We start from the raw sequence: 16,228 nt of genomic DNA, 5'->3' as shown, positions 1-16,228 counted from the left end.
ATTTTCAAGGGTGATAGATATGGAGTATCACCGTTCGGTTCAAGACCGGGCGCGAGGTCTTGTCAATGCGTGCGATTGTATTAATGCATGAGCTTTTCAATCGCGCGGTAGATCCGGGGATTGATGAATGTCGATGCTGTCCAATCTTGAATTGCTCCGCCGCGTGCCGCTGTTTGCCGCGCTGACGCCGGCTCAGTCGGCGAGCATTGCCGATGCGATTGTCAAGAAGCGCTTCAAGCGCGCCGAAGTGGTTGTCGAGCAAGGAAAGAAGTCGGATGCGCTCTACATCATCCTCACCGGCCGCGCCCGCGTAATGAGTACCGACAGCCGCGGCCGCGAAGTCATCCTCGCGACGCTTCACCCCGGTGACTACATCGGCGAGATGAGCATGATTGACGACGAGCCGCATTCGGCCACTGTGCGCACCGAGGTCCAGACCGACGTGCTGATGCTCGGGCGTGATGCCTTCGCGCGTTGTCTGCCCGAGAACTCATCGATGTCATACAACATCATGCGCGGGCTGGTTTCGCGGCTGCGCCACGCCGATCGCAAGATCGAGTCGTTGGCACTCATGGACGTCTATGGCCGCGTTGCCCGCTCCCTGCTCGAATTCGCGGTGGACGATGGAGCGGGCAACCTCAAGGTGCGTGACAAGATCTCACGCCAGGATTTGGCCAAGATGGTCGGCGCATCGCGCGAGATGGTCAGCCGCGTCATGAAGGACCTGGAGGAAAGAGGCTTCGTTCAGACGCAATCCGACGGGTCCATGATCGTCAAGGAACGACTTTCATCGCTTGCTTGAGCCTCCGGCGGGCGACCTCTCGGCCCGCCCGTCTTTGCATCGCCGGCCCCGATGACAACGCGGCCGCGTCGGTATTCGTTGTAATTTCAGTGCGCTGCCTGCCCGCTACGGGTAGCCCGCAGCGGTGCCTTCCATGACCTATTCGCTCAACACCCTTCAATCCTCCGCGTCGGGCGATGCGCAGCCCGTGCGCGCGCGCGCCATGCGATTTGCGCATGAGATCACGCTGATCGCTGGCTTCGTCGCCCTGCTGTTCTGGCTGCTTGCCATGCTGAGCTATACGCCGTCGGACGCCGCCTGGTCGACCTCGGGTACCGGGGGCGAGGTCAAGAACTGGGCCGGTCGCATCGGCGCATGGCTGGCAGATGCCAGCTATTTTCTCGCCGGCTACTCGGTCTGGTGGTGCCTTGCGGCGGGCCTGCGCGTGTGGCTGTCCTCGCTGGCCGGCTGGATGCGCGGCGGCGAAGCGGTAGCCGAACAAGCGCCGCGCGGCCGCTTCAATCGAAGCCGCCTGGCTTTCTGGTTCGGTCTGGTGCTCCTGCTGTGCGCCAGCGTGGTGCTCGAGTGGTCCCGCCTCTACAGGCTCGAATCACACCTGCCCGGCCATGGCGGCGGCGTACTCGGCTACCTGGTCGGTCCGCTCAGCGTGAGATGGATGGGCTTCACCGGCTCTGCGCTGATCGCCATCGCTGCCGGCGTGATTGGCTCGGCCCTCGTGTTCCGCTTCTCCTGGAGCCAGATTGCCGAGCGCATCGGTTCTCGCCTTTATTCGCTATTCGAATTGCGCCGCGAGAAGCGCGAGATCGCCGAAGACATCGCGATGGGCAAGAAGGCGGTGCGCGAGCGCGAAGAACTGGCTTCCGTGGAGCAGGGCGACGAGCCGGATTCGCCTGACGAGGAGTTGCGCATCGTGCCGCGCCCCAAGCGGCGTCCGCCTGCGCCGCCTGTGCAGATCGAGCCGGCCATGACGGAGGTGCCGAGGAGCGACCGCGTTGCCAAGGAGCGCCAGAAGCCGCTCTTCCGCGAGCTGCCCGACAGCAAGCTGCCGCAGGTGGACCTGCTCGATGCCGCGCAGGGACGCCAGGAAACCGTGTCGGCCGACACGCTGGAAATGACTTCGCGCCTGATCGAAAAGAAACTGAAGGACTTCGGCGTCGAGGTCCGCGTCGTGCTCGCCTCGCCCGGCCCGGTCATTACGCGCTACGAGATCGAGCCGGCAACCGGCGTCAAGGGTTCGCAGATCGTCAACCTGGCGAAGGACCTGGCGCGCTCGCTGTCGCTGGTTTCCATCCGCGTCGTCGAGACCATCCCCGGCAAGAACTACATGGCGCTCGAGCTGCCGAATGCCAAGCGCCAGTCGATCCGCTTGAGCGAGATCCTTGGCTCCCAGGTGTATAACGAAGGCAAGTCGATGCTCACGATGGGCCTGGGCAAGGACATCATCGGCAACCCGGTCGTTGCCGACCTCGCGAAGATGCCGCACGTGCTGGTGGCCGGCACCACCGGCTCCGGAAAGTCGGTAGGGATCAACGCAATGATCCTGAGCCTGCTCTACAAGGCCGAGGCGCGCGATGTGCGCTTGCTCATGATCGACCCGAAGATGCTGGAAATGTCCGTCTACGAGGGCATCCCGCATTTGCTCGCGCCGGTCGTCACCGACATGCGCCAGGCGGCCCACGGCCTCAACTGGTGCGTGGCCGAAATGGAGCGCCGCTACAAGCTGATGAGCAAGCTGGGCGTGCGCAACCTGGCAGGCTACAACACCAAGATCGACGAGGCGAAGGCGCGCGAGGAGTTCATCTACAACCCGTTCAGCCTGACGCCCGACGATCCCGAGCCTCTCAAGCGCGAGCCCCACATCGTGGTCGTGATCGACGAACTCGCCGACCTGATGATGGTGGTGGGCAAGAAGATCGAGGAACTGATCGCCCGCCTGGCGCAGAAGGCGCGCGCCGCCGGCATCCACCTGATCCTCGCCACACAGCGGCCCAGCGTTGACGTCATCACCGGCCTGATCAAGGCCAACATCCCCACTCGCATTGCCTTCCAGGTCTCGAGCAAGATCGATTCGCGGACCATCCTCGACCAGATGGGTGCCGAGGCGCTGCTGGGCATGGGCGACATGCTCTATATGCCGAGCGGCACCGGGCTGCCGGTGCGCGTGCACGGCGCCTTCGTGAGCGACGACGAGGTGCACCGTGTCGTCGCCTACCTCAAGTCCCAGGGCGAACCGGACTACATCGAAGGGGTGCTGGAAGGGGGAACCGTCGATGGCGACGGCGATCTACTCGGTGAAGGTGGCAGCGAAGGCGGCGAGAAAGACCCGATGTACGACCAGGCGGTCGAGATCGTTCTTAAAAACCGCAAGGCCAGCATTTCGCTGGTGCAGCGCCACCTGAAGATCGGCTACAACCGGGCCGCGCGCCTGGTCGAGGACATGGAACATGCAGGCCTGGTGAGCGCGATGAGCGGCAGCGGCCAGCGCGAGATCCTCGTCCCTGCGCGTGCCGAATGACGGAAGTACAGCGATGCTGTTGAAGAAGAAACTGCTGGTTGCCTTTGTGGCGTTGGCTGCTGCGAGCGGCGCGCGGGCTGGCGGCATCGAAAGCCTGGAAGCCTTTGTGAAGAACGCGAAGTCGGGCCGCGCCGAGTTCACGCAGACGGTGACCGCCCCCGCGAAGGAGGGCCAGCCCTCTCGCGCCAAGGTGTCGAGCGGCACTTTCGAATTCCAGCGGCCCGGCAAGTTCAAGTTCGACTACAAGAAGCCCTTTGCGCAAAGCATCGTGGCCGACGGCGAGACGCTCTGGCTCTACGACGCTGACCTCAACCAAGTCACGCAGCGCAAGCAGTCACAGGCACTGGGCTCGACCCCGGCAGCCCTGATCGCCTCCGCACCTGACCTGCGCGCGCTGCAAGCCGATTTCACGCTCGAGGGCGTCCCCGAACGTGACGGTCTCCAATGGGTCAAGGCCACTCCGAAGAACAAGGACGGCCAGTTGCAGAACGTCCAGATCGGCTTTCAGGGCGACGCCCTGGCCTCGCTCGAGATTCTCGACAGCTTCGGGCAGCGGTCGGTGTTGAAGTTCACCAAGGTCGAAGTGAATCCTGCGCTGCCCTCGAGCACTTTCCAATTCAAGGCGCCGGCCGGTGCCGACGTGATCCGGCAGTAGCCTGCTGGCGCCGCGCCGCGGGCCGATCCGGAATGCATCGCGCAACGATGCGCGACACTACGGTTTCCATGGCTCCCACCTCTCATCAGCCCCTGGCCGAGCGCCTGCGTCCAAAGACATTGGGCGAGGTCATCGGCCAGCAGCACCTGCTCGGCCCGGGCATGCCGCTGCGCATTGCCTTCGAATCAGGTCAGCCGCATTCCTGCATACTGTGGGGCCCACCCGGCACCGGCAAGACCACCATCGCGCGGCTGATGGCGGATGCCTTCGATGCGCAGTTCCTCAGCATCAGCGCCGTGCTCGGCGGCGTGAAGGACATCCGCGAGGCCGTGGAGCGTGCGACGACCGCGCGCGATGGCCTGGAGCAGCGCCGCACCATCGTTTTCGTCGACGAAGTGCACCGCTTCAACAAGAGCCAGCAGGACGCCTTCCTGCCCCACGTGGAATCGGGCCTGTTCACCTTCATCGGCGCCACGACGGAGAATCCGTCCTTCGAGGTCAACTCGGCGCTGCTGTCGCGCGCAGCAGTCTACGTTCTGAAGTCGCTGACCGAGGAAGACCTCCGCCAGATCGTCGTCCGAGCGCAGGACATCCAGGCCGTGCCGGCCATCGAGCCCAAGGCAGTGGAGCGGCTCGTGGCCTACGCGGACGGCGACGCACGCCGGCTGCTCAATACGCTCGAGACCCTCTCCGTCGCGGCCGCTGCCGAAAAGCGCGACGACATCGGCGACGACTGGCTGTTGCGCGTGCTGGGCGAGCGCATGCGCCGCTACGACAAGGGCGGGGAGCAGTTCTACGACACGATTTCAGCGCTGCACAAGTCGGTGCGCGGCAGCGATCCCGATGCCGCGCTTTACTGGTTCGTGCGCATGCTCGATGGCGGGGCCGACCCGCGCTACATGGCACGCCGGCTGGTGCGCATGGCCAGCGAGGACATCGGCTTGGCCGATCCGCGCGCGCTTCGGCTCGCGCTCGACGCCGCCGAGGTCTACGAGCGCCTGGGCTCGCCCGAGGGTGAGCTGGCGCTGGCCGAGTGCGTGATCTACCTCGCGATGGCGCCGAAGTCGAACGCGGTCTATCAGGCCTACAACGAGGTTCGCGCACTGATCCAGCAGGACGCCACGCGCCCCGTGCCCCTGCACCTGCGCAATGCGCCGACGCGTCTCATGAAGCAGCTCGACTACGGCAGGGGCTACCGCTACGCGCACGACGAGGAAGGCGGCTTCGCGGCCGGCGAGCGCTATCTGCCCGACGGCCTGGAGCCTCGGCAGCCCTTCTACCGGCCGGTGGAGCGCGGGCTTGAAATCCGCATCGGCGAAAAATTGCGAGATTTGCGCAAGCGCAACGAAGACGCGGGCCGCTGAGAAGCGATGTATTGCGCCTGATACGGCCTTGCACCGCGGGGCCCCGCAATTGCCCCGCGCCAGCGGGAAAACCCCCGTCGCCGCGTGCAGAAATGGCCATCCGCGGTGACTACAATCCCGCCCACAAACCCGCCGTCGACACATGCTGGCGGGTTTTTTGCTAAGCGAAGCCAGGGCGCCGAACCGGTGCACAGGGTACGTTGGGCGCCGACCAGGCGCGTCTTATTAAAAAAGGGAATTCTCTATGGATATCTTGCTGCAGCAGATCATCAACGGTCTGGTTCTCGGCAGCATGTACGCCTTGATAGCCTTGGGCTACACCATGGTGTACGGCATCATCAACCTCATCAACTTCGCGCACGGCGAAGTCCTCATGGTCGGAGCGCTCACCAGCTGGACCATCATCGGCTGGATGCAGACCGCGATGCCCGGCACCCCCGGCTGGATCGTCCTCATCCTCGCGCTCATTATCGCCTGCGTGGTTGCCGCCACGCTCAACTTCACGATCGAGAAGGTGGCCTACCGGCCGCTGCGCAACAGCCCCAAGCTGGCGCCGCTGATCACCGCCATCGGCATGTCGATCCTGCTGCAGACGCTGGCGATGATCATCTGGAAGCCAACCAACAAGGCCTATCCCAACCTCCTGTCTACCACACCGATCCACGTCGGCGGTGCCGTGATCTCGCCGACACAGGTCATGATTCTCAGCGTCACCGCTTTTTGCCTCGTGGTCCTGATGTGGCTGGTCAACTACACCAAGCTCGGTCGCGCGATGCGCGCCACGGCCGAGAACCCGCGCGTCGCGGCGCTGATGGGGATTCGGCCCGACATGGTCATCTCGGCCACCTTCATCATCGGGGCCGTGCTGGCAGCAGTGGCCGGCGTGATGTACGCGTCCAACTACGGCATCGCGCAGCATGCGATGGGCTTCATTCCCGGCTTGAAGGCCTTCACCGCCGCGGTGTTCGGCGGCATCGGCAACCTGGCGGGCGCAGTGGTCGGCGGCATCTTGCTGGGGCTGATCGAAGCCATCGGCTCGGGCTACATCGGCGCACTCACCGGCGACGTGCTGGGCAGCCACTACAGCGACATCTTCGCTTTCATCGTGCTGATCATCATGCTTACGCTGCGACCCTCGGGCCTGCTCGGCGAGCGGGTGGCGGACCGGGCCTGAGGAAGGACGCGCCATGAAAGACACGAAAAAGATTGTCTACGTCGCGATTGCGGCCATCGCCCTGCTGGCGCTGCCGCTGTTGCTGCAGAGCCAGGGCAACGCGTGGGTGCGCATTGCCGATATCGCGCTGCTCTATGTGCTGCTGGCCCTGGGTCTGAATATCGTGGTCGGCTACGCCGGCCTGCTCGACCTTGGCTATGTGGCCTTCTTCGCCATCGGGGCCTACCTCTTTGCGTTGCTCGGATCGCCGCACCTGACGGACACCTTCCCGGCGATCAAGGCCATGTTCCCCAATGGCCTGCACAGCTCTCTGCTGCTCGTGGTCCCGGCGGCCTTCGGGCTTGCCGCGCTGTTCGGCGTGCTGCTCGGTGCACCCACGCTGAAGCTGCGCGGCGACTACCTCGCGATCGTCACGCTGGGTTTCGGCGAGATCATCCGAGTGTTCCTCAACAACCTGGACCACCCCTTCAACCTCACGAACGGGCCCAAGGGCATCACAGCCATCGATCCGGTGCATTTCTGGGGCCTCAATCTCGGCAAGGCGCTCAAGCTGGGCGACTACTCGATCTCCTCGGTCTCGCTGTACTACTACCTGTTCCTCGCCCTGGTTCTCATCACCATCGTGATCTCGCACCGCCTGCAGCTGTCGCGCATCGGCCGCGCCTGGATGGCGATCCGCGAGGACGAGATCGCCGCGAAGGCGATGGGCATCAACACGCGCAACATGAAGCTGCTGGCCTTCGGCATGGGCGCGAGCTTCGGCGGTGTCTCGGGCGCCATGTTTGCCGCCTTCCAGGGCTTCGTCTCGCCCGAGTCCTTCAGTTTGATGGAGTCGGTGATGATCGTCGCCATGGTGGTGCTGGGCGGCATCGGCCACCTGCCCGGCGTGATCCTGGGCGCAGTGCTGCTGGCTGCCTTGCCCGAGGTGCTGCGCTACGTGGCGGCGCCGCTTCAGGCCATGACCGATGGACGGCTCGATGCGTCCATCCTGCGCCAGCTCTTCATCGCGCTGGCCATGATCGTCATCATGCTGGTACGTCCGCGTGGCCTCTGGCCTTCGCCGGAACACGGCAAGTCGCTGCAGCGCAGGGGCGCCGCGCCCGCGCCGACATCCGGCATGCCTGCCGCCGCGCCAGGCATCGAGACGCCTGCCGACGAGCTCCCCGGTGCTGCCTCGCGCCCCATGTCCATTAATCCGTGAACGAGAGGAGCACCAGCATGACTGACACCATCCTCGACGTCCGCGGTATTTCCAAGCGCTTCGGCGGCCTGCAGGCACTGTCCGACGTAGGCATCAAGATCGCCCGCGGGCAGGTCTATGGGCTGATCGGTCCCAATGGCGCCGGCAAAACCACTTTCTTCAACGTCATCACCGGCCTGTACACGCCGGACAGCGGCAGCTTCGAGCTGGGCGGCAAGCCCTACCAGCCCACCGCCGTGCACGAGGTCGCTAAGGCCGGCATTGCGCGGACCTTTCAGAACATTCGCCTGTTCTCGGAGATGACGGCGCTGGAGAACGTGATGGTCGGGCGCCATGTGCGCACGCAGTCGGGCGTGCTGGGTGCGATGCTGCGCACGAGCCGCTTCAAGGCGGAGGAAGAGGCGATCGCCACGCGCTCCTACGAGCTGCTCGACTACGTGGGCATTGCCAAGTACGCCGACTTCAAGGCGCGAACGCTGAGCTACGGCGACCAGCGGCGGCTTGAAATCGCGCGGGCGCTCGCCACCGACCCGCAACTGATTGCGCTCGATGAGCCTGCAGCTGGCATGAATGCCACCGAAAAGGTGCTGCTGCGCGAACTGATCGACCGCATCCGCAAGGACGACCGCACCATCCTGCTGATCGAGCACGACGTGAAGCTGGTCATGGGCCTGTGCGACCGTGTGACGGTACTCGACTATGGCAAGCAGATTGCCGAAGGCACGCCGGCGGACGTTCAGAGAAACGAAAAAGTGATCGAGGCCTACCTCGGCACGGGAGGACATTGAAATGGCACAAACGCTTTTGAAAGTGAGCGGCCTGAAGGTCGCCTACGGCGGCATCCAGGCGGTGAAGGGCATCGACTTCGAAGTGCGCGAAGGCGAGCTGGTCTCGCTGATCGGCTCCAACGGCGCTGGCAAGACCACCACGATGAAGGCCATCACCGGAACCTTGCCCTTTATCGCTGGCAGCATCGAATTCCTCGGCAAGAGCATCAAGGGGCGGGGCGCCTGGGATCTGGTGGGCGAAGGCTTGGTGATGGTGCCCGAGGGGCGCGGCGTGTTCACGCGCATGACCATCACGGAGAACCTTCAGATCGGCGCCTACATTCGCAAGGACAAGGCCGAGATCGCCAAGGACATCGACCGCGTGTTCGCCACCTTCCCGCGTTTGAAGGAGCGCGCCACGCAACTGGCCGGCACGATGTCGGGCGGCGAACAGCAGATGCTCGCCATGGGCCGCGCGCTGATGGCACGTCCCAAGGTTCTGTTGCTCGACGAGCCCTCGATGGGCCTGTCGCCGATCATGGTCGACAAGATCTTCGAGGTGGTGAAGCAGGTCTATGACCAGGGCGTCACCGTGTTGCTGGTGGAGCAGAACGCCAGCCGCGCGCTGCAGCTGGCCGATCGCGGCTACGTGATGGAGTCGGGGCTGATCACCATGAGCGGGGATGCCAAGGTGATGCTGAGCGATCCGAAGGTACGCGCCGCGTATCTGGGGGAGTAGTGCGTTCTCAAGGCCTCGCCCGGCCGGTCAATCGACCTTGGCGCCGGTGGCCTTGACCACCTTCTCGTATTTTGCGAGTTCGCTTTTCATGAAAGCGCCGAACTGATCCGGCGTGTTCGCGACCGGCTCGGCCATCAGGGAAGCGAAGCGCGTCTTGGTCTCGGGCGCGTTGAGCGCTGCGACGAAGGCTCGGTTGAGCTTGTCCAGCACGGACGTCGGCGTGCCGGCAGGCGCCACCAGTCCCCACCACGTGTCGATGGCGAAGCCCTTGAGTGTGCTGGCGACGGTCGGTACCTCGGGCAGTGCGCTGCTGCGCTCGCCGGTGGTCACCGCGATCGCCTTCAGCTTGCCCGAGCGGATGTTCGGGGCGGCGGTCGCGAGGTTGTCGAAGTTGAAGTCGACTTGGCCCGACAGCAGCGCGAGCTGCGCCGGGTTGCCGCCGTTGTAGGGGATGTGCACGGCGAAGATGCCGGCTTCCTTCTTGAACATCTCGCCCGCCAGGTGGCCGGCGCTGCCGTTGCCGCCGCTGCCGTAGTTGAGCTTGCCGGGGTTGGCCTTGGCGTAGGCGATCAGGTCGCGCAGGTTGTTGATCTTCAGACGCTGCGCGGTGTCCGCGTTCATCACCAGCACGTTGGGCACTCGCACCATCTGCGTAATGGGCGCAAAGGCGGTAGCGGCGTCGAAGGGCATCTTGCTGTACAGCCAAGGGTTGACGGCGTTGGTCGCGGTGGCCGCAATGCCGATCGTGAGCCCGTCAGGTGCAGCCTTTGCCACCGCGTCTGCGCCGATGTTGCCGCCAGCACCCGGCTTGTTGTCGATGATGACCGGGCCGAGTGTGTCCTTGACCCGCTCGGCCAGCACGCGGGCCGTGACGTCGATCGGGCCGCCAGCGGCGTAGGGAACGATCAGGCGGATCGGGTGTTGGGGCGACTGGGCCGAGGCGTGGGTGGTGGCGAGGAGGGCCGTGGAGGCGAGGAGAGTGAGGAGGAAGTCTCTGGTTTTCATGGACCCGATTGTGCGTGGACTCGAAGCGGCGAGGCCTCCGTATTACTCCCTCTCTTTGCTCAAGGCAGCGCCTTGTCTGCCTCGGTCGTGAACGCATCCGCGAAGAATTCGTCTTCCGGCAATCCCCGCTGCTCGACGTAGTCCCGCTTCGCGGATTCGACCACGATGGGCGCGCCGCAGGCGTACACCTGATGGGCGGCCAGGTCGGCGAAATCCTCCATGACTGCGAGGTGCACGAAGCCGGTTCGTCCGCGCCAGTCGTCATCCGGCACCGCATTCGAGATCACAGGCACGTAGCGCAAGTTGGGCATGGCCTGCATCGCCGACCGTACCCAATCGTCCATGTACAGGTCTTCGGGCCGCCGCCCGCCCCAATACAGCACGGCCGGCCGGTCGATCGCCTTGAACTTCATGTGCTCCAGCAGTGCCTTGATCGGCGCGAAGCCGGTGCCCGAGGCCAGCAGGATCATCGGCTTGTCGGAGTCCTCGCGCAGGAAGAAGCTGCCATACGGTCCCTCGATGCGCAGGATTTCCTTCTCTTTCATGGCGCCGAACACATGGTCCGTGAACTTGCCGCCCGGCAAATGCCGGATATGCAACTCGATGCCGGTGCCCGGCTCGCCCAGCGTGTGCGGCGCGTTCGCCATCGAATAGCTGCGCCGCGTGCCGTCGCGCAGGATGAACTCGACGTACTGGCCCGCATGGAACTGCAGCGGCTCTCCCGCTGGCAGCTGCAGGCGCAGCATGACGACGTCGTGCGATTTCTTCACGATGGACTGCACGCGCACCGGCATCTTGCGGATCGGGAACGCATTGGCGTCGGTCACCTGGCGCGACTCGAGCACCACGTCGCTGCGTGCCGTCGCGCAGCACGTCAGCACGAACCCCGCTGCCTCTTCCTCCGCGCTCAGCGCCTTGCTTTGATGCGCGCGCAGCGTGATCGTGCCCGAAAGTTTTTTGCACTTGCAGGAGCCACAGGCCCCGTCCTTGCAGCCATACGGCAGGCCAATGCCTTGGCGGATGCCGGCCGCGAGAATGGTTTCGTCGGCGTGTGCGGTGAAATGCCGTCCACTCGGCTCGACGGTGATGTGAAAGCCCGCCTCGTCCGGCGCTGCGCTCGTCATGGGTATTCTTCGACTCTTGTTCAGCAAAGGGAAAGCAATTTTGCCCGCATTCAACAGCCCGATCGGCAGCAGGCCTACCCGATTTCGCCGCGAGCGCGTGCTCCTGGTCGGCTGCGGCGATGTCGGCCTGCGGGCGGCAGGCGCCTTGCGCGGCCGCGTGCGGCTGATGGCCCTGACCTCCTCACCCGACCGCGTGGTCGCGCTGCGGGAGGCCGGCCTCACGCCGATCGTGGCCGATCTCGACCGGCCCGCCACCCTGCGCCGCCTCTCGGGCCTGGCTACGCGCGTGCTGCACCTCGCTCCGCCTGCGCGGGTCGAAGGCGCGCGCTGGTGGCGCGACGATCGCACCGCTTCGTTGGTACGCGCGTTGCGCCTTCGCACGCAGCCGGCTGCATTCGTCTATGGTTCGACCAGCGGCGTCTACGGTGACTGCGGGGGCGAACGCATCGACGAGACGCGCGCCGTGCGGCCCGACACGGCCCGGGCGCACCGCCGCGTCGATGCGGAACGTGCCGTGCGCTGGCTGGGTCGCGCCGGGGTCGCCACGCGCATCCTGCGCATTCCCGGCATTTACGCGGCAAATCGCGAAGGCGGTACCCCGCGCGAGCGGCTGCACAAGCGCACGCCGGTGCTACGCACCGAGGACGACGTCTACACCAATCACATCCACGCCGACGATCTGGCCCGCGCCTGCGTAGCGGCGCTGTGGCGTGGCGGGCCGCAGCGCGTCTTTCATGTTTGCGACGACAGTGAGCTCAAGATCGGCGACTACATCGACCTCGCGGCCGATCTCTACGGCCTGCCGCGCCCTCCACGCATTTCGCGCGAGGAAGCCCGGGCGCAGTTGCCTTTGTCGCAAATGAGCTTCATGAGCGAGTCGCGCCGGCTGGATAACCGGCGGCTCAAGCGGGAACTGCGGGTCCGCTTGCGGCATCCGACCGTTGCCACTGGGCTGCTGGCCTGAAAAAAGCGCGGTCAGCCTCCGTTGCGCAAGCACGCGGCAAAAAAAAACGGGCCCTCAGGCCCGTCTTCTTCTCTTCGCGCTTACGGGTCCAGGGCTCAAAGGCCAGCTTGACGCGTGAACGATACCTTCGGCTTCTTGTACGCGGCGGGGACTTCGTCGCGGTAGAAGGCACGGCGGTCAAGGCTCGCGAACGGATCGTGGGCCTTGGCAACGGCTTCAGCACGCACTTGGGAGCGATCCGCGGTGGATGCAAAGGACTGCACGCCGGCGCTGGCGCCATCGGCATAGAGGTTACCGGTGCGGGCGGCGGTGACCGCTTGCGTGGCAACTTCGCTGCGGGTTGCCGAGGAGGTCAACGGGTGCACGCCTTCGTAGGTTTCCGCCTGCGCCCCGGCGACGGCCAGGAGCGAGAGAGCGGCAGTAGCGATGAGTTTCGAGGCTTTCATTTCGGGTCCTTCAGATGGTTGTCGATGGGGATTAGTTTGGGACAAGCGGCCCTCGAAAAATCACTGCTCTTTGAACCGCGGTGTTCGCAGCCTGGAAACAATGGTGGCAACGCCCGCGGCGCCATGGCGTCTTCGCAGCATGTGAGAACTCTGTGGCAGCGCCCGCCTGCCCAACCGGGCAGTAGGCAGGCGGCGGTGGCCTTTCGACAATGGTGAGCATTCAAGGAGTCGCGATGTCGAATGTTTCTTCCCCGTCGCCGTTCGATCGGGTGTCGACCGCGATGGCTGACGCGGTGAGCGCCGTCTCGCCCGCTGTGCTCGCCATCCAGACGCGCCACGCGCGCGCCAGCGGATTCGTTTGGCGGCCCGGATGGGTCGTGAGCTCCGAAGAAGGACTGCCGGAGGACGAAGAGGCCGAACTCGTGCTGCCCGGCGGTGCGACTGTGGCGGCCAAGGTGGCAGGGCGCGATCCCTCCACCGATGTACTGCTGCTGCGCTGCGAAGGCGTGGCGTCGCCGCCGGTGGTCTTCGATGTCGAGCCGCTGCGCGCCGGCGAGATGGTCCTGGCGATCGGCGCCCGCGAAGGCCTGCCGCTGGTGGCGGGCGGCCTGGTCTCGCTGGCCGGGCCAGCGTGGCGCAGCCTGCGCGGCGGCGAGATCGACGCGCGAATCGAGCTCGACATGCGGTTGAGGCTCGGCGCCGAAGGAGGCGTCGTGCTCAATGCCAAGGGCCAGCCCGTGGGCATGGCAGTGTTCGGCCCTCGACGGCGCGTGCTGCTCATTCCCGCCGCGACGATCGAGCGCGTAGCCGCACAACTGATGACACACGGCCACATGCCGCGCGGCTACCTTGGCCTGAGCCTGCAGCCGGTGCGAGTGGACGCCGGGAGTGTTGGCGCGATGGTGATGAGCGTGGCCGAGCAGGGGCCGGGTGCAGCCGCCGGGGTTCTGCAGGGCGACGTCATCGTGGCAATGAACGGACAGCCGATTCGCAGTGTGCCGTTGCTGCTGCGCGCCTTGGGTCCGGCGAGCGTAGGGACCGTGCTCGTGCTGTCGCTGCGCCGCGCTGGCGAGGCAGTGGAGGCGCGGCTTAGGGTGGGCGAGAGACCGGCGGCCTGAGCGCGGTCCACAATGGTGCGATGAAGCCGATCGTGGTGGCCCTCGAGATCGACGACGAGGCCTTGTCGCAGCGCCTCGCCGCCGCGCTGGCCGCGGCGCCCGACCTCCGTGTGGCTGAGCGCGGCGAGTCTGCCGACGTAGCCGTGGTCCTGCCAGAGGCCGCGCAGGGAGGCGAGGCAATGGACTCGACCCTGACTCGGCGCGAGTTGGAAGTGCTGGCGCTGGTGGCCGAAGGCGCATCGAACAAGCTCATTGCGCGGCGTCTCGGCATCTCGGTACACACCGCCAAGTTCCACGTGGGGTCGCTGATCGACAAGCTCGACGCCACCGGCCGGACTGATGCAGTCGCGCAGGCAGCGCGGCTCGGCGTGCTTCATCTTTAGGTAAAAGCCGGCCCAACGTGGCCGCTTGCCACCTGCCTTAGTCCTGGCGCAGCGGACAGAAGGGGCGTCCCTCGATCGCCGCCCAGATGCAGGCGCGTATGCACGCGATCACCAGGCGCGCATCCTGCGCCCGCGGGACGGTCCTCATGACGATCAGCATGGTTGTTCTCCCTGAAGACGATGGGCGCACTCGGGACTCACGTTGTCCAGTTCGAATAGTGAAGCACGACATAGCCGAGCGAATGCCAGAAGCAGGCTTCTGCATGGCTGCGGGTCAGAATGCGCGAGCCTCGCAACCCGAGGCATTCATAGCCGCGGCCGTCGCTCGCCGAGTCCAGGATGATCTTGTCCATGACGTGCCTCCAATGAAGCAGGTGTATGCGCAACGGATGCGTGAAGCCAGCGGCTGGGAGCGCGGCGCGTCGTCGGTTCGAGGGCGCAGCGCGTGTCCGCCGCATCCGGCCGATGGACGTCGGCATCGGCTGACAGTTCGTTTGAGTCCCCGATCGGCGACGTCCGTCTGGCGGGACTGGACAAACGGGGCCGTCGGGCAAATCATCCGCGTGCTGACGTGCACGCGCATGGATCTTGCGCGGCACGGATCGTGTTCAGCTCGTTGATCTCCAGAAAGGACATCCGATGACCAGCCCTGCCACGAAGAAGCGCCTGCCCCCTGCGGCATGGATCATGATCGCGATGGTGATCGGGATCTTCATCGGCTACATGGTCTTCATCAATTTTCCGGACAAGAAGACGGCCACGCAGATCGCGGGCTATATCTCCATCTTCTCGGACGTCTTCCTGCGCCTGATCAAGATGCTGATCGGTCCGCTGGTGTTTTCCACACTGGTGGTGGGTATTGCCCACATGGGCGACGCGTCCTCCGTTGGGCGCGTCTTCGGCAAGGCGCTGGGCTGGTTCATTACGGCGTCGCTCGTTTCCCTGGTGCTGGGCTTGATCATGGCCAACCTGCTGCAACCCGGCCATAACCTCGGATTGCCGCTGCCCGACATCGGCACCTCGGCCAATCTCGCCACCTCCAAATTCACCTTGAAGGACTTCGTCAGCCATCTGGTGCCCAAGAGCTTTGCCGAGGCAATGGCCAACAACGAGATCCTCCAGATCGTCGTGTTCTCCATGTTCTTCGGCGTCGCGCTGGCGTCGCTGGGCGACAAGGCGAAGACCTTGATCCACGCGATCGACGAGCTGTCGCATGCGATGCTCAAGATCACCGGCTACGTCATGAAGCTCGCGCCGTTGGCCGTCATGGCTGCAATGGCAGCCACGGTGGCGGTCAATGGGCTCGAGATCTTGCTCAAGTTCGCCGTCTTCATGGGCGACTTCTACCTGGGCCTGTTCGTGCTATGGGGCGCGCTCATCCTGGCCGGCTTTGTCTTCCTGGGACCGCGCGTTCTCAAGCTGCTGGTGCTGATCAAGGAGGCGTTCCTGCTGTCCTTCGCCACCGCCAGCTCGGAGGCCGCCTACCCCAAGATCCTCGATGCGCTGGACCGCTTCGGCGTCAAGCGCAAGATCTCCAGCTTTGTGATGCCCATGGGCTATTCCTTCAATCTGGACGGCTCGATGATGTACTGCACGTTCGCGGTGCTCTTCATCGCCCAGGCCTATGACATCCAGTTGCCGCTGGGCACTCAGATCACCATGCTGCTGATCCTGATGCTGACCTCGAAAGGCATGGCCGGCGTGCCCCGCGCCTCGCTGGTGGTCATTGCGGCGACTCTCAATCAATTCAATATTCCCGAGGCAGGCCTGCTGCTGATCCTCGGCGTGGACACATTCCTGGACATGGGCCGTTCGGCGACCAACGCAGTGGGCAACTCGATCGCAACGGCAGTGGTAGCCAAGTGGGAGGGCGAGCTGCTGTCCGAAAGCGACGCAGTGGCGAACGAGAAGGCCCTCGATGCCGAGAGCGCCGCAACACTGGCGCATCCGGTGCATGCCTGAAAGGTGTGT

General features: G+C 65.0%; 17 protein-coding genes. 12 read left to right on the top strand and 5 right to left on the bottom strand.

Features of this window, described 5'->3' with window-relative positions:
- Nucleotides 1-127 precede the first annotated feature (127 nt).
- The 8 genes from E5CHR_RS24685 (at nt 128) to E5CHR_RS24650 (ending at nt 9,217) form a co-directional block, all read left to right on the top strand.
- Nucleotides 128-802 carry a Crp/Fnr family transcriptional regulator gene (locus E5CHR_RS24685; RefSeq protein ID WP_162582277.1) on the top strand — a complete coding sequence of 225 codons (675 nt, stop codon included), beginning with the start codon at nt 128-130 and terminating at the stop codon, nt 800-802.
- Nucleotides 803-935: 133 nt separating this feature from the next.
- Nucleotides 936-3,317, top strand: a complete 2,382-nt coding sequence (locus E5CHR_RS24680) for a DNA translocase FtsK (RefSeq protein ID WP_162582276.1) — start codon at nt 936-938, stop codon at nt 3,315-3,317.
- A 13-nt stretch (nt 3,318-3,330) separates the two neighbouring features.
- On the top strand, nt 3,331-3,972 hold the full coding sequence (gene lolA, locus E5CHR_RS24675; protein ID WP_162582275.1) for an outer membrane lipoprotein chaperone LolA: 642 nt from the start codon (nt 3,331-3,333) through the stop codon (nt 3,970-3,972).
- Between the two features lie 68 nt (nt 3,973-4,040).
- The gene (locus E5CHR_RS24670; protein WP_162582274.1) at nt 4,041-5,336 is read left to right on the top strand and encodes a replication-associated recombination protein A; all 1,296 of its coding nucleotides are present in this window, start codon (nt 4,041-4,043) and stop codon (nt 5,334-5,336) included.
- A gap of 244 nt (nt 5,337-5,580) precedes the next feature.
- Nucleotides 5,581-6,510 carry a branched-chain amino acid ABC transporter permease gene (locus E5CHR_RS24665; RefSeq protein ID WP_162582273.1) on the top strand — a complete coding sequence of 310 codons (930 nt, stop codon included), beginning with the start codon at nt 5,581-5,583 and terminating at the stop codon, nt 6,508-6,510.
- Nucleotides 6,511-6,523: 13 nt separating this feature from the next.
- Nucleotides 6,524-7,711, top strand: coding sequence for a branched-chain amino acid ABC transporter permease (locus E5CHR_RS24660; RefSeq protein ID WP_162582272.1), 1,188 nt, complete (start codon nt 6,524-6,526; stop codon nt 7,709-7,711).
- A gap of 17 nt (nt 7,712-7,728) precedes the next feature.
- A complete protein-coding gene (locus E5CHR_RS24655) occupies nt 7,729-8,499 on the top strand; it encodes an ABC transporter ATP-binding protein (RefSeq protein ID WP_162582271.1) in 771 nt (256 codons plus the stop codon).
- 1 nt (nt 8,500) lies between these two features.
- Nucleotides 8,501-9,217, top strand: a complete 717-nt coding sequence (locus E5CHR_RS24650) for an ABC transporter ATP-binding protein (RefSeq protein ID WP_162582270.1) — start codon at nt 8,501-8,503, stop codon at nt 9,215-9,217.
- Nucleotides 9,218-9,244: 27 nt separating this feature from the next.
- Here the strand turns inward: E5CHR_RS24650 and E5CHR_RS24645 are convergent, their stop codons facing one another.
- Nucleotides 9,245-10,222, bottom strand: coding sequence for a Bug family tripartite tricarboxylate transporter substrate binding protein (locus E5CHR_RS24645; protein WP_162582269.1), 978 nt, complete (start codon nt 10,220-10,222; stop codon nt 9,245-9,247).
- 59 nt (nt 10,223-10,281) lie between these two features.
- Nucleotides 10,282-11,346, bottom strand: a complete 1,065-nt coding sequence (locus E5CHR_RS24640; protein ID WP_162582268.1) for a CDP-6-deoxy-delta-3,4-glucoseen reductase — start codon at nt 11,344-11,346, stop codon at nt 10,282-10,284.
- 40 nt (nt 11,347-11,386) lie between these two features.
- Between E5CHR_RS24640 and E5CHR_RS24635 the strand changes: the two genes are divergently transcribed.
- Nucleotides 11,387-12,310, top strand: a complete 924-nt coding sequence (locus E5CHR_RS24635; RefSeq protein ID WP_162582267.1) for an SDR family oxidoreductase — start codon at nt 11,387-11,389, stop codon at nt 12,308-12,310.
- Between the two features lie 95 nt (nt 12,311-12,405).
- On the opposite strand, the gene E5CHR_RS24630 is transcribed toward E5CHR_RS24635, so the two are convergent.
- Nucleotides 12,406-12,756 (bottom strand): alpha/beta hydrolase, encoded by a 351-nt coding sequence (locus E5CHR_RS24630; protein ID WP_162582266.1) that lies wholly within the window; start codon nt 12,754-12,756, stop codon nt 12,406-12,408.
- A 233-nt stretch (nt 12,757-12,989) separates the two neighbouring features.
- On the opposite strand from E5CHR_RS24630, the gene E5CHR_RS24625 reads away from it, so the two are divergent.
- Nucleotides 12,990-13,874 carry a S1C family serine protease gene (locus tag E5CHR_RS24625; protein ID WP_162582265.1) on the top strand — a complete coding sequence of 295 codons (885 nt, stop codon included), beginning with the start codon at nt 12,990-12,992 and terminating at the stop codon, nt 13,872-13,874.
- A gap of 20 nt (nt 13,875-13,894) precedes the next feature.
- A complete protein-coding gene (locus tag E5CHR_RS24620; protein ID WP_162582264.1) occupies nt 13,895-14,257 on the top strand; it encodes a response regulator transcription factor in 363 nt (120 codons plus the stop codon).
- 37 nt (nt 14,258-14,294) lie between these two features.
- Here E5CHR_RS24620 and E5CHR_RS32005 read toward each other — a convergent pair whose 3' ends face one another.
- Both E5CHR_RS32005 and E5CHR_RS24615 read right to left on the bottom strand, forming a co-directional pair.
- Nucleotides 14,295-14,417, bottom strand: a complete 123-nt coding sequence (locus E5CHR_RS32005) for a hypothetical protein (protein ID WP_269474068.1) — start codon at nt 14,415-14,417, stop codon at nt 14,295-14,297.
- 37 nt (nt 14,418-14,454) lie between these two features.
- Nucleotides 14,455-14,610 carry a hypothetical protein gene (locus E5CHR_RS24615; protein ID WP_162582263.1) on the bottom strand — a complete coding sequence of 52 codons (156 nt, stop codon included), beginning with the start codon at nt 14,608-14,610 and terminating at the stop codon, nt 14,455-14,457.
- Nucleotides 14,611-14,896: 286 nt separating this feature from the next.
- On the opposite strand from E5CHR_RS24615, the gene E5CHR_RS24610 reads away from it, so the two are divergent.
- Nucleotides 14,897-16,219, top strand: coding sequence for a dicarboxylate/amino acid:cation symporter (locus tag E5CHR_RS24610; RefSeq protein WP_162582262.1), 1,323 nt, complete (start codon nt 14,897-14,899; stop codon nt 16,217-16,219).
- The last annotated feature ends 9 nt before the right edge of the window (nt 16,220-16,228 follow it).

This window comes from Variovorax sp. PBS-H4 (assembly GCF_901827205.1).
Classification (GTDB): Bacteria; Pseudomonadota; Gammaproteobacteria; order Burkholderiales; family Burkholderiaceae_C; genus Variovorax.
Note: the sequence above shows the minus strand (reverse complement) of the source record. Positions and strands in the feature narration are given on the sequence as shown.

Excerpts from the sequence above, each read along its gene's own strand:
- lolA (WP_162582275.1), top strand. The coding sequence starts at position 3,331 with ATGCTGTTGAAGAAGAAACTGCTGGTTGCCTTTGTGGCGTTGGCTGCT.
- E5CHR_RS24660 (WP_162582272.1), top strand. The coding sequence starts at position 6,524 with ATGAAAGACACGAAAAAGATTGTCTACGTCGCGATTGCGGCCATCGCC.
- E5CHR_RS24610 (WP_162582262.1), top strand. The coding sequence starts at position 14,897 with ATGACCAGCCCTGCCACGAAGAAGCGCCTGCCCCCTGCGGCATGGATC.
- E5CHR_RS24685 (WP_162582277.1), top strand. The coding sequence starts at position 128 with ATGTCGATGCTGTCCAATCTTGAATTGCTCCGCCGCGTGCCGCTGTTT.
- E5CHR_RS24665 (WP_162582273.1), top strand. The coding sequence starts at position 5,581 with ATGGATATCTTGCTGCAGCAGATCATCAACGGTCTGGTTCTCGGCAGC.
- E5CHR_RS24620 (WP_162582264.1), top strand. The coding sequence starts at position 13,895 with ATGAAGCCGATCGTGGTGGCCCTCGAGATCGACGACGAGGCCTTGTCG.
- E5CHR_RS24670 (WP_162582274.1), top strand. The coding sequence starts at position 4,041 with ATGGCTCCCACCTCTCATCAGCCCCTGGCCGAGCGCCTGCGTCCAAAG.
- E5CHR_RS24680 (WP_162582276.1), top strand. The coding sequence starts at position 936 with ATGACCTATTCGCTCAACACCCTTCAATCCTCCGCGTCGGGCGATGCG.
- E5CHR_RS32005 (WP_269474068.1), bottom strand. The coding sequence starts at position 14,417 with ATGCTGATCGTCATGAGGACCGTCCCGCGGGCGCAGGATGCGCGCCTG.
- E5CHR_RS24630 (WP_162582266.1), bottom strand. The coding sequence starts at position 12,756 with ATGAAAGCCTCGAAACTCATCGCTACTGCCGCTCTCTCGCTCCTGGCC.
- E5CHR_RS24640 (WP_162582268.1), bottom strand. The coding sequence starts at position 11,346 with ATGACGAGCGCAGCGCCGGACGAGGCGGGCTTTCACATCACCGTCGAG.
- E5CHR_RS24645 (WP_162582269.1), bottom strand. The coding sequence starts at position 10,222 with ATGAAAACCAGAGACTTCCTCCTCACTCTCCTCGCCTCCACGGCCCTC.
- E5CHR_RS24655 (WP_162582271.1), top strand. The coding sequence starts at position 7,729 with ATGACTGACACCATCCTCGACGTCCGCGGTATTTCCAAGCGCTTCGGC.
- E5CHR_RS24615 (WP_162582263.1), bottom strand. The coding sequence starts at position 14,610 with ATGGACAAGATCATCCTGGACTCGGCGAGCGACGGCCGCGGCTATGAA.
- E5CHR_RS24625 (WP_162582265.1), top strand. The coding sequence starts at position 12,990 with ATGTCGAATGTTTCTTCCCCGTCGCCGTTCGATCGGGTGTCGACCGCG.
- E5CHR_RS24650 (WP_162582270.1), top strand. The coding sequence starts at position 8,501 with ATGGCACAAACGCTTTTGAAAGTGAGCGGCCTGAAGGTCGCCTACGGC.